The sequence below is a fragment of the Dokdonia sinensis genome, assembly GCF_003688895.1.
Classification (GTDB): domain Bacteria; phylum Bacteroidota; class Bacteroidia; order Flavobacteriales; family Flavobacteriaceae; genus Dokdonia; species Dokdonia sinensis.
Genome location: NZ_REFV01000002.1, coordinates 201,142 through 213,050, shown reverse-complemented (window position 1 = coordinate 213,050; position 11,909 = coordinate 201,142). Strand labels below are relative to the sequence as shown.

At 40.2% G+C, this 11,909-nt stretch carries 10 protein-coding genes; all 10 read right to left on the bottom strand.

All coding sequences use genetic code 11. The annotated features are described in order from the left end of the window. Window positions 1–5 precede the first annotated feature (5 nt). The 10 genes from EAX61_RS03030 to pth all read right to left on the bottom strand — a co-directional run bounded on the left by EAX61_RS03030 (window position 6) and on the right by pth (window position 11,891). A complete protein-coding gene (locus EAX61_RS03030) occupies window positions 6–428 on the bottom strand; it encodes an acyl-CoA thioesterase (protein WP_121916183.1) in 423 nt (140 codons plus the stop codon). Further along, window positions 428–1,777 (bottom strand): magnesium transporter, encoded by a 1,350-nt coding sequence (mgtE, locus tag EAX61_RS03025; protein WP_121916182.1) that lies wholly within the window; start codon window positions 1,775–1,777, stop codon window positions 428–430. The genes EAX61_RS03030 and mgtE overlap by 1 nt, the downstream gene beginning before the upstream one ends. 94 nt (window positions 1,778–1,871) lie before the next feature. Then, on the bottom strand, window positions 1,872–4,376 hold the full coding sequence (locus EAX61_RS03020; protein WP_121916181.1) for a hypothetical protein: 2,505 nt from the start codon (window positions 4,374–4,376) through the stop codon (window positions 1,872–1,874). Between the two features lie 54 nt (window positions 4,377–4,430). After that, window positions 4,431–5,300 carry a 16S rRNA (adenine(1518)-N(6)/adenine(1519)-N(6))-dimethyltransferase RsmA gene (rsmA, locus tag EAX61_RS03015; RefSeq protein ID WP_121916180.1) on the bottom strand — a complete coding sequence of 290 codons (870 nt, stop codon included), beginning with the start codon at window positions 5,298–5,300 and terminating at the stop codon, window positions 4,431–4,433. A 60-nt stretch (window positions 5,301–5,360) separates the two neighbouring features. Then, window positions 5,361–5,669: a DUF4286 family protein gene (locus EAX61_RS03010; protein ID WP_121916179.1), complete on the bottom strand. Its 309-nt coding sequence runs from the start codon at window positions 5,667–5,669 to the stop codon at window positions 5,361–5,363. Between the two features lie 5 nt (window positions 5,670–5,674). Next, a complete protein-coding gene (locus tag EAX61_RS03005; protein WP_121916338.1) occupies window positions 5,675–7,468 on the bottom strand; it encodes a tetratricopeptide repeat protein in 1,794 nt (597 codons plus the stop codon). A gap of 74 nt (window positions 7,469–7,542) precedes the next feature. Then, complete coding sequence (gene serS / locus EAX61_RS03000; protein ID WP_121916178.1) at window positions 7,543–8,814, bottom strand: serine--tRNA ligase; 1,272 nt, start codon at window positions 8,812–8,814, stop codon at window positions 7,543–7,545. A gap of 53 nt (window positions 8,815–8,867) precedes the next feature. Then, window positions 8,868–10,313 carry an HTTM domain-containing protein gene (locus EAX61_RS02995; RefSeq protein ID WP_121916177.1) on the bottom strand — a complete coding sequence of 482 codons (1,446 nt, stop codon included), beginning with the start codon at window positions 10,311–10,313 and terminating at the stop codon, window positions 8,868–8,870. Beyond that, window positions 10,313–11,242: a bifunctional riboflavin kinase/FAD synthetase gene (locus EAX61_RS02990; RefSeq protein ID WP_121916176.1), complete on the bottom strand. Its 930-nt coding sequence runs from the start codon at window positions 11,240–11,242 to the stop codon at window positions 10,313–10,315. The genes EAX61_RS02995 and EAX61_RS02990 overlap by 1 nt, the downstream gene beginning before the upstream one ends. Window position 11,243: 1 nt before the next feature. After that, window positions 11,244–11,891, bottom strand: a complete 648-nt coding sequence (gene pth / locus EAX61_RS02985) for an aminoacyl-tRNA hydrolase (RefSeq protein WP_121916175.1) — start codon at window positions 11,889–11,891, stop codon at window positions 11,244–11,246. Window positions 11,892–11,909 lie beyond the last annotated feature (18 nt).

Here is an 11,909-nt window from a genome sequence, read left to right as displayed (position 1 = left end):
ACGAATTAGAACAAAGCGATAATCTCCTGAGGAACGCGCATCGGTCTTGCGTCTGGCATTTTCAGTAGGCACCAGTTTGTGACCGCGGTCACTAAGATTTTATCCTCTCCTTTTTTTCGAATTTGTGTATGACGTTCTGAAGTTGCGCCCGAAATATTCTTTACTGTAGTAGTCACAACGATTTCATCTCCTTCCATCGCTGGGGTCTTATATTCTATGTAGTGATTCATAACCACCCAAGCCATTTTTTCTATCCCGATGCGTTCTGCATTTTGGTCTGAGTCCTTAAAATACTCTTTGGTAGCGTGGTTCCAATGTTTTGAAGCAGCGATTTGTACCCAATCTAAATATACCACATTGTTTACGTGCCCCAACACATCAATAGCACCAGCTGGAACAGTAAGATAATATTCAAAAGATGAAGACATTATATTCCTAGAATAAGTTTTGCAATGTAGAGGTAAATCAAAATTCCAAAGATATCGTTGCTCGTCGTAATAAATGGTCCCGTAGCAATTGCTGGATCAATGCCTCGCTTATGAAGAAACAACGGAATAAAGGTTCCTATAATTCCTGCAACAATAATCACTACAAAAAGTGAGATGGAAATAGATGCGGCATAGTTTACAGCGCCTTCTGACACCCATACAAAAAAGAACAATACGATTGCCAGTGCCGCTCCATTGAGCATTGCAAGGAGCATTTCTTTGAGCAGCCTGTTCCCTATACTGCCTTTTACATCATCGTTTGCAAGTCCCTGTACAATGATTGCACTAGACTGTACGCCCACGTTTCCAGCCATTGCAGCGATAAGCGGTGTAAATAATAGGAGGATGACGTGATTTTGCAACACTTCTTCAAATCCACCCATTATTGCAGCGGCTCCTACTCCTCCTAAAAGCCCTAAAAACAACCACGGCAATCGTGCTCGAGTTAGTGTGAGAATACTGTCTTCTGTATCAACATCTTGCGAGATACCCGCTGCCATCTGGTAATCCTTATCTGCCTCATCCTTTATAAAATCTACGATGTCATCTATGGTAATTCTACCTAATAACCGTTTATTTTCATCGACCACGGGTACGGCCTCTAGGTCGTACTTCTGCATTAATTTTGCAACGTCTTCGGCCGGGTCATTTACGTTTACAAAGTCAACTTTAGGGATATAGATTTCGGATATTTTTGTGGTTGTTGTGGAGGTAAGAAGGTCCTTAAGGGAAAGTCTTCCTATAAGTTCGTCATTCTTATTTACAACATACACAGAGTGTACTCTTGTCACTTCTTCTGCCTGCCTGCGCATCTCGCGTACACATCCGGCTACCGTCCAGGTTTCCTTAACACGAACGAGTTCTTTTGCCATTAATCCTCCTGCACTATTTTCATCATACTGCAGCATCTCGCGGATGTCTGCCTTGTGTTCTTCATCTTCTATCTGATCGATTACAGCCCGCTGGATATCGTCGTCCAGCTCTGCAATCATATCTACCGCATCATCAGTATCCATCTCTTCGATTTCTCCAGCGATTTCCAGCGGTGTGAGTTGATCGAGAAGTTTCTCGCGCACATCCTCGTCCAGCTCCATAATAGCCTCAGACGTTTGCTCACTATCTAATAATCTTACGAGGTAAGTTGCCTCATCACCATTTACCTCATCTAAGATTTCGGCAATATCTGCGTGGTGCACATCGTGCAGTAACTCTTGCAATCCCTTATCATCTTTTACGTTTATAAGGGCTTTAATTTGGTCTATAAGTTCGCTGCTGAGTAAGAATTGCATAGAAGTGATTTTGTGCGTTGCACAAATATAGGAAAAGCGATGTGGCTCACCTTAATGACAATGCTCGTGATTTTATTCAATTAGACTATAATTATTAATCCTGTACTTTAATTTTAGAAGTAAAAACACCCATTTCCCCATTTTCATCTATTCCTTCTATTTCTAGGTTGTATGTAGATAAAACATCTGAGGTGTAAAAGTCCAGTTCAACCCATCCTTCTTCGTCTGGTATAACTAGAGGTGCCCATAGTAGCGTTTTGCGATAGTCAGGCACATAAAATTCATCGGGTTCATCATAATTAGGCATATAAAATAATTTGTTAGGATAAAATCCTCTGAGAGCAACAAATTCTTCACTAGGCTTAGAATCATCGATCTCTTCTGGAAATGGAGCCCTATACGTTACAGTTTGTCCCGAATTAGTTCTGTAAATATTACCTATAAGAGGTTTCGAACCGCTAGAGTGATTTACACAATTTAATATCTGATATAGACATACATAATCTGTTGTTTTAAACTCAAATTCGGCATTATAAGGATTTCCTGTATTACGTTTTTTAGTTTTATAGCCTGTTAGTACTACTTCCTGAAGGGCATTTACTCTATCAAAGCCGAAAGAATTATCTAAAAACTTGACTTTCTGATTACTTAGAAAACGCTTAGCGGCTGTATATTTAAACAACGATTCTGCTCTGACTTTGTTTATAAAGTCAAAAGAGTTTTGAAATTTTAATACCCCTTTTTTAGAAGGCTTTACTAAAAAAGTTTGTCCTTGATGTTGCTTTAAAACACCTTTAGAAAGAGTAAATGCTCCTCTTATATTAGTTGTTATTGGAATAATTCCATAGGTAGAGGCTACTTGAATCACCGTTCTTCCTCCTGGGTCAAGCAAACCTTCCTTTGATGGGAGATAAAAACTTCCGTATAGATCTTCTTGTAAGGACCCCACAACATCCAATTTTTTTATCTTAGAAAGATTTAATTTGTTCCAACGATATGACCTCCAACCCTGTGTCATCAAAAGTAGATCTAAATGCCTCTCTCTCAGCAAGTCCTGCTCTTTAAAATAATATGTAGGATGATGTATTTTTCCTTTGATATCCGTTTTCAAAAATTGATGCGTAATAATATTTTCTTTATGAATACTGTCGCTATATCTCTCGCTGTAAATCCGTACCCCTAAGTTAGGTCTGGCAACTTCATTCTTATAGCTACCAACCTTAAACTTTAAATTAATCTTTTCCCTGCGCCTAAAAGGGGCTAATTCCTTGTTTGCAAGTTCTATATTTAAATTTTGAGCATAATGTGCAAATATGAGACGTTCTACTATAGGATTATTACTGCCGTCAAAGACTGTAATCTCTGCGATTCCTTGAGGTAATCTATCCATAGGGATCGTAAAGTTCAATTTTAACTTATCAAATTTACCTTTTGCCAGCCAATGAACAACCCCTCTAGATTGAGCCCTCACATAGATATCTCTTATTTGAAAATCTTTAGACTTCTCTAGAGTAAAATGTGCTTTATTATCCCTGATTTCTTTCGCTCGTAAAACCATTCCTTTGGACTCAATATCGGGCAACACATAAATACTATCGCTCCCAGGAGTGTTCAATCTAGCAGTATAATTCATTCCCGGCCTTGGTTTAAAGCGCACCACTCCCATACCGTTGTGTTCACTATTAAATTCTAAGATTGATTTAGCACCCTCGTAGATAGCCCCTTGAACAGCAATAGGCAGACCAGCTTCATCTACCGCTTTAAAAGCTAAATTATTCTCCATATCCCCCACAAGATGGCCACCCTCTGGAAAGAAGCCTAATTGCAGGGTTCTATTACTTTCTCTAGGAATGATATATGAAAAACGCTCCTCAAAATCATTATGATTTACAATCACATCTAAACTGGAGTAGAGCCTTTTAGAAGTAGGTACAATTTCTAACGAAATCAATCCTTTATCATCTGTATTCTCTCTCCACACCTTATCCTTCCTATCTCCCTGCATACCAGAAATCTTAACACGAGCATTCTCTAGTGGCTCTCCGCGCGGACTGTATACCTCTAGTTTAAATCTTATGGTGTCTTGAGCTTGATAGTCATTCTTATCAAAATCTAAGTGAGAAATAATTTTAGGTACAATACTCTTCTTAAACTTAAGAGCTTTAAAAGATGTAATTTCCGCATTGTTATTAAGCAATGAGAATTTTGTATGACCCATCAGAGTATAACTACCCTCCTCCCATTCTTCCGGAATAAAGATATGACCTGTTGCTATTCCATTTTGGATCTCAAAACGCTCTTCTACTAAGACTTCTTTTGAAGTATTATCTAAAAGCTGTACAAATAAAACATACGCGCTGTCATCTAGCTTTTTAGTTTGTGCATCTATCACATAACTTTTAAACCACACGTCTTCTCCCAACTCGTAAATATCCTTATCTGTCTGTATATAAATATTCTGACTAGGCATTTTAAGTGCCTCCTCATTAAGGTTTTTAATAAGCGCTTTTTCCGTCTCTGGAGCTATCACTTTTTGAGCAATACAATTAGTTACAGTTCCAAATAAGAGGGTTAAAAAAAGAAGGGCATAAACTTTCATCTGTAGGTAGTAAATACTTACCTAAATATACAAGAAAGAACTAAGTCGGAAAAACTACGCAATATCCTGAGCGATAGCCCCAGTAAGTGTTATGAAATCTTGAACAGACAGCTGTTCTGGACGTTTGTTTAATATTTCGCTTTCGCGAAAGCGGTCACTCATCTCCATTCCTTTCAAGCTATTACGGAGCGTCTTTCTACGCTGTTGAAAAGCCATTTTTACCACTCTAAAGAGCATTTTTTCGTCACAACCTATGTCCGTATAATTCTCCTTGCGACGCAATCGAAGTACCCCGCTATCCACCTTAGGCGGTGGTATAAAAACTGTGGGAGGCACGGTAAACAAGTACTCTGCATCATAAAAAGCTTGCGCAAGCACCGAAAGTATGCCATAGGTTTTGCTCCCGTGAGAAGCACAAATACGCATCGCTACTTCTTTCTGGAACATACCTGTAAACTCCGGTATTCGTTCTTTATGTTCTAGAGTTTTAAAGACAATCTGTGTGGAAATATTATAAGGAAAATTCCCCGTAATTGTAAACTGCTCGCCTGGAAACAAAGTATCCATATCATACTTTAAGAAATCTGCTTCCAGCACTTTAAATTTCTCATCATTATTAACCTGATGTTCTAACTTAAACGTAGAGTTTAAGTGCTCAATAGACTCACGGTCTAAATCCATCACAACAAGATTTAAAGGCTTTTCAACAATATATTTTGTAAGTACGCCCGTCCCTGGACCAATCTCAAGAACATTCGTATATCCTTCCAGAGTGAGGGTATCACCTATATCCTGAGCTACAGACTCATCACCTAGAAAATGTTGTCCCAGATGCTTTTTTGCCGTAACTCCTTGATCGTGATGCCCATTCTTAGAATGAGGTTTATCGAATTTACGTTTTGAGTTCTTTTTGGTTTTTGACATATTTACCTCATCTCCTAACCCCTTCTCCCAAAAAGAGAAAGTGAATAAAGAAATATTTTATTAATGTTGCGAGATGACTTCCAACTCTGTTCTAAAAGCGACAAATTTTCCTGCAAAGCGATTACCTTGAGCTCTCAGACGGTCTGCATCATTGTCATAATAGGACTGTAAATGTTCTTGACTTGGACATCCATATTGCACAGAGTATGTCACCCCTCCCATTTCCTCATCTACACGAACTTTTGTCATTAGTGCTTTTTCAAATTTTCCCGTGGCAATCATCTCAGGGATATGTTCCTTCTGCATCCAGGCAAGCCATTCTTGCTCTACTGATTCTTCTATGTTTATGGTAACGTTGTATATGAGCATTCTGTTTAATTTATAGCATCCCCCCGCAATGCGCGGAATTTCTTCTGTGCTTCCACATAGTAAATACTGTCTTGAAAGTCAAAAATGATACGTTCGTAATGTTGTTTTGCTTTATCAGGTTCGGCGAGTGGTCCAGCATACAATTCGGCAAGGCGGTAGTGGGCGTCATCTGCCAGGATCCCGTCGCTAAAAAATGCAATGATGAGGTTGTAGTTTTTTTCCGCTTTCGCGAAAGCGGACTTCCCCTCAAACAACTTAGCCTGAGCCAGCAAAGCCTCGTCTTCCATACTCTCTCCTTTATGCAAGGTTACTATTTCTCCATAAAGACTAATTGCTTCATCATCTTTACCTTGGAACGCCAAAAGGTCTGCTCGTGCATACTTTTTAAGCGCAGTCTGTGTACTATCTTCCTGAGAATTGTCTCGTATCGTAAGTAATAGCTCAAGTGCATCGTTTGCAATGAGCTGGGTCGCTCCACCCTTGAGTACATCAAGTTGCGTCTCTGCCCAAGAAAAATCACCTTTATAATAACTTGTTTTTGCCACTTTAAAGCGCGCTTCTTGAGAGATCACGTTATTCTTTATACTATTCTGCACCTGACTAAAATAAATAAGCGCCTGATTAAACTTCTCCTGCGAAACCAAGATGTCTCCTAGTTCCATTTTGAGCCGTGCTTCTGGAAATCTTGATCTCTGGTTAGCAATCTCTTTCTTTAAATAGTCAACCGCCTGTGATGCCTCATTGTTTTGAAAAGCAAGAAAGTGGGCATAATCTATTTTTAAAGGGATTGCATAATCCCAATTCTTATATTTATCGACCAGGAACTCATATCGCTCCTTTACACTCTTCTTTTGTTCTGCTGTATTTGCTTCTTTAGATTCTAGAAGTAAAAGCTTTGTCTGAGCGTCCAGCTTTGTAGTATCATCTATCGCATTATCTATGATATACAGCAAAATCTCCTTTGATATTTCGATGTTACCTTCTTCTATAGTAATCCCTGCCAGATCTACGATGCCCTGAATCTCGCCGTCATTACGCTTAAAAATAGCCTTCTCCTGACGGAACGCTTTGTCGTACTCTTTCTGCTGGATAAATAGCCAACTGAGCAACTCATTGTACATTACATTTTGCTCTGTTTGGAGTTTTGTGAGCAGCAGTTTTCTGAAGATGATATTTGCCTCATTTGTACCATCGTCGGTTATATATTGGCTAAAGTTACGCTGAGCGACCCTGATATATCCCGCGTTCTTATTTACAAGCGCAAGATAGCTGTCAAACATTTTTTCTACCTCTCCCAGCTCTCCGTATAAACGGGCAAGTTGTGCGCTATAGTTTGCACGAGGATTGAGCTCCATTCCTGTCTCATACGTTGCGACGGCTTGTTCAAGAAGACTATGTTCCTGAAAAGCTTTACCTACACGGTATGCATTATTAGGATTTTCACGCACAAGATCTTGTGCTTTCTCATAATAAAGTTGTGTGAGAGAATCTTTTTGTTGCAATTGGTAATTATAACCCATTTCAACTAACAGCGTTCCTGTGTTCCGAGGATCTCTTAATCTATTTGCAATAAATTTTTCTACTTCATCGTAGGCTTCAAGTTGTTGCTGGGTTTGAATAAGACCCAATGTTGCATTTATGTTGCTGGGTTCTTTTTTTAGGATTTTCTCGTAAGATGAACGCGCTTTTTTAAACTCGCCCTGGTCGTAGTAATTTTGTGCGAGCTGGGAGGATTGCGCTACTGCAAAAGCGCAAAAATACAACACACATACAACCACCAAAACAATCTTCTTCTTCATAGGACTAAGATAACGAAAAGCGTGCCACAGGAATTGCCATAGCACGTTTCTTATTTAATTTGTGAAGTGATGAACTAATCTATCATCTCAAACCCGCAATAAGGCACAAGTGCTTTTGGGATTTTTATCCCTTCAGGCGTCTGGCAATTTTCTAAAATTCCTGCGAGCACTCTCGGTAGTGCAAGTGCACTTCCATTGAGGGTGTGGGCTAGTTTGTTAGAGCCATCCGTATCCTTAAAACGTAATTTTAAACGGTTTGCCTGAAACGTTTGAAAGTTAGAAACTGAGCTTATCTCCAGCCAGCGGTCTTGTGCTGTTGAGAACACCTCGAAGTCGTAGGTAAGATGTGCTGTAAAGCCTAAATCACCACCACAAAGTCGTAAGATTCTATATGGTAATTCCAGCTCATCAAGAATGGCTTTTACGTGCTCGACCATTCCATCCAGCGCAGCTGCGCTTTTATCTGGATGCTCGATACGCACGATTTCTACCTTGTCAAACTGGTGTAACCTATTTAAACCTCTCACGTGCGCCCCATAAGAACCAGCCTCACGACGGAAACAAGGGGTGTACCCTGTACACGTTATGGGTAGTTCACTATGCGCAATCAAATCACCACGGAACATATTAGTCACAGGAACCTCTGCCGTGGGGATGAGGTATAAATCGTCTGCCGTGACGTGGTACATCTGCCCTTCTTTGTCTGGAAGCTGTCCCGTACCGTAGCCCGACGCCTCGTTTACAAGATGTGGCACTTGATATTCTGTGTAGCCAGCGGCTGTATTCTTATCAAGAAAATAAGCGATGAGCGCTCGTTGTAATCTTGCACCTTTGCCTTTGTACACAGGGAAACCTGCTCCGGTAATTTTAGTTCCCAGTTCAAAATCTATGATGTCATATTTTTTGGCAAGTTCCCAGTGCGGTTGTGCATCGCCGTGCAGTACGGGGATGTCTCCTTTTCTGAAAACTTCCTCATTATCTTCATCACTGTTCCCCTCTGGAACACTCTCATTTGGGATATTGGGAATATTATAAAGTAGTGCTTGCAACTCCTCTGTAGCATTATTGAGTTGTTCCTGCAGTGTCTTGCTCTGTTCTTTGAGTCCTGCAGTCTTCTCCTTGAGGATATTAGCCTTTTGAGCCTCACCATTTTTGAAGAGTATCCCTATTTCTTTAGAAAATTTATTGCTGTCTGCTAGTACCTCGTCCAGTTGTGCCTGCGAACTGCGACGTAGCTCGTCTGCTGCGATGACTTTGTCCAGCATCTCGCTGGCGTCTATGTTTCTTTTTGATAACGCTTTCGCGAAAGCGTCCTTATGCTCACGTATTTGTGCTACTTCTAACATGGTGATTGTTTTGTGAAGGGCAAATTTAGCGAAATGGGAGCATTATCGCCGAATTACTCCAGCAAATAAACCCCACTATCCTCCAGCCAAGGATTATGCTTAAAAAATTCCCAGGGAACAGATGCCAGGTCAACATCCTTCTTAATGAACTGTCGCAACTTGCGACCGTTTACTTTGATCTTACAGTCTACATAGATGGCTACATCTTTGCCCTCTGCGGCATATTGCTTTTTTAGGCGTTGGGCAAATTGCCAAATCATATCTGGCTTAGATCGTATGTTGCGCTGTTGCTTTTTAGAAAGATAATCTCTGTATGGTATAATTTCTCTTTTACCAGTCGCTTTATCTTCTAAATAAAAAATGACGCTACCCGTTTTAGAACGTAGCATCATACGCCAACTTAGACGGTGACCTTCTTCCGTCCATAATACATTATCCTCTATGAACCAGTGGCGCAAGGGTAATCCTATTTGAAATATAAAATAGATTGCTAAAATTGCTGTCCAGAAGTTTTTATATTTTGGGATTATGACTTCCTCCACCCTGGCGGGTTGTAATGTGGTGTTTGTGGTTTGGGCGATTGAGGTTTCTATGTTTTGCGAAGCGGTCGTAGATTTTGGAGCCCCAGAGACTACTTCGCTGCGCTTGTAGAGAGGCTTCCATCGTTTAAGGAAAATGCTGTGTATGGTTTTAGCATCAAAAAAGAACAATGTGAATGCCAGAGACATATATGGAAAAATCCCAATCTGAAACACAATGGAATTAAAGAGATGAAAGAAAATGGATATAAAGAAGGCAAATTTCCTTGTGGGCCTCCACAGTAACATAGGAATAATTAATCCGTCAAATAAAATTCCTACATACGATATCGTATAATGTGCCCACCGCTGTTGCAAAACGTCACCTATAAGCCAGTAATCTGCCCTACTCTTCATCAATATTTGAGGTACTGTGGCATTGAGCCAATCTGGATACAGCTTTGCAATAGACCCGTAGGTGTAAACAATCCATAACTGGATGATGATTAGAACGACGACCCAGCGTGGCATACTGATGCGCTTTATAGCAGGATTTTTCCAAGCGTCTACAGAAATATTGCGAGCCGCAGGAAGCAAGGCCATCATCCCGCAGAGAAGCATTAGTAAATAGTAATGATTATTGTAAGAGGACTTCTGCATTAAGTATACAGCGCTCCACATTACTCCGTACCCTAAAATGGCAAATCGATATTTATATCCTACCATTACCATTACCCCAAAAACACCCATCAAGGCAAAATAAGCATACATATGAGGCCCTGTTCCCGGAAAAACTTGTAGAAAATCAAACCCTATGAAATTAAAGGTGAACTCTGGCTCCACAAAAACACGCCTTAACCATCCTGTAGCAATTGCACCCCACGCTTCTGCAGTTATTAAGAAACCAAAAATAATTCTAAACACCACGAGTGAACTATTGTCCACTCGAGCAAAAAGATATGTGTTTAACTTTTTGAGCATTATAAACTTTCAATATATGCTCTAGAGAATGACTCGTCTTTTTTCATCGCTACAATTAGCTCCTCTACAGAATTAAAATGCTTCTCTTCCCTTATTCTTTTGAGCACCTGTATTTCTATATCCCTACCATATAAGTCGGCATCAAAATCAAAGAAATAGGTTTCTACGGTTTGATCGTGACCTCCCACAGTGGGATTCGTACCTATATTCATCATTCCGTATATATTTATTCCTTCAATAAACGATTGAACAATATACACCCCTTGTGCAGGAATCAATTTATAGCTTTCTGCAATGGCGAGATTTGCGGTAGGATACCCTATGGTTTTTCCTATGCTCTTGCCTTTTACAACCGTTCCCGAAAGCATTATGGGCGCTCCTAAGTATTGATTTGCTTGTGCAATATCTCCAGCTTCAAGTGCTTTTCTAATTTTTGTGGAACTCACGGCAACATCTTCTAACTCTTGTTTTGAGATTTCCTCCACCTCAAATCCAAACTGCTCGCCAAAGCCTTTTAAATCCTCAATATTTGCATTACGATTACGACCAAAACGGTGGTCGTAGCCTATAATTACCTTTTTTGCATTGAGTGCTTTTACAAGAATATTTTCCACAAAAGCCTCCGCGCTCATTCTCGAAAATTCCATAGTGAAAGGATGAATGATCAAGTGATGAAGTCCTAATACGTCCAGCAGTTTTGCCCGCTCATCTATGGTGTTGATAAGCTTAATTTCTGAGTCCTTCTGCAGCACCATCCTAGGGTGTGGAAAAAAAGTAAGCACGGCAGATTCCCAGTCGTTTGCTTGAGCATTTTCGACGAGTTTCTTGATAATTTTTTGATGTCCTATATGCACCCCGTCAAAGGTCCCGATAGTAACCACCGTCCCTTTTTCTGTATTAAAATGTTGTGCACCTTTATGTATGATCACCTTACTTTCCGTTGTAGTTGTTCATTGTATTTGTAATTCCGCCACTTACAAATGAGGTGATTACCTCGCAGGCCATATCTAGTCGTTCGGGCAATGCTGCTTCTTCGTCAGTGCCCCATTCGCCTAAAACATAATCTACTTGTCGTCCTTTTGAGAACTGTGCGCTTATCCCAAAACGGAATCTATTGTATTTCGTTGTATTGAGTTGTGCTTGTATATCTTTTAAGCCGTTGTGACCACCGTCAGAGCCTTTCATTTTTACGCGTATAGTCCCAAAGTCTAAATTGAGATCATCTGTAATAACCAATAAATTTTCTAAAGGGACTTTCTCCTGTTGCAACCAGTATCTTACCGCCTTGCCACTTAGGTTCATGTACGTGTTCGGCTTTAGGAGGATGACTGTTTTTCCTTTAACCTTGATTTTGGCAATATCGCCTAATTTTTCGGTTGACCATTCACATTGCGCTCCTGCCTGCCTGCAGGCAAGGTTAGCAAAAGCGTCCACCACCTTAAAACCAATGTTATGGCGGGTGTTTTCATATTTGGGACCAATGTTGCCCAGACCGACGATGAGAAATTTTTTCATAGGATCTACTGCTGGCCCTTGTGGCTTCTTACGATTGAAAATACGTCCAAAGAATGCGAGCATATTGTTGTTATAAGATTT

Coding starts and splice junctions, on each gene's coding strand:
- pth (WP_121916175.1), bottom strand. CDS start 11,891: ATGCTCGCATTCTTTGGACGTATTTTCAATCGTAAGAAGCCACAAGGG.
- rsmA (WP_121916180.1), bottom strand. CDS start 5,300: ATGTCAAAAACCAAAAAGAACTCAAAACGTAAATTCGATAAACCTCAT.
- EAX61_RS03030 (WP_121916183.1), bottom strand. CDS start 428: ATGTCTTCATCTTTTGAATATTATCTTACTGTTCCAGCTGGTGCTATT.
- EAX61_RS03010 (WP_121916179.1), bottom strand. CDS start 5,669: ATGCTCATATACAACGTTACCATAAACATAGAAGAATCAGTAGAGCAA.
- serS (WP_121916178.1), bottom strand. CDS start 8,814: ATGTTAGAAGTAGCACAAATACGTGAGCATAAGGACGCTTTCGCGAAA.
- EAX61_RS03005 (WP_121916338.1), bottom strand. CDS start 7,468: ATGAAGAAGAAGATTGTTTTGGTGGTTGTATGTGTGTTGTATTTTTGC.
- EAX61_RS02995 (WP_121916177.1), bottom strand. CDS start 10,313: ATGCTCAAAAAGTTAAACACATATCTTTTTGCTCGAGTGGACAATAGT.
- EAX61_RS03020 (WP_121916181.1), bottom strand. CDS start 4,376: ATGAAAGTTTATGCCCTTCTTTTTTTAACCCTCTTATTTGGAACTGTA.
- mgtE (WP_121916182.1), bottom strand. CDS start 1,777: ATGCAATTCTTACTCAGCAGCGAACTTATAGACCAAATTAAAGCCCTT.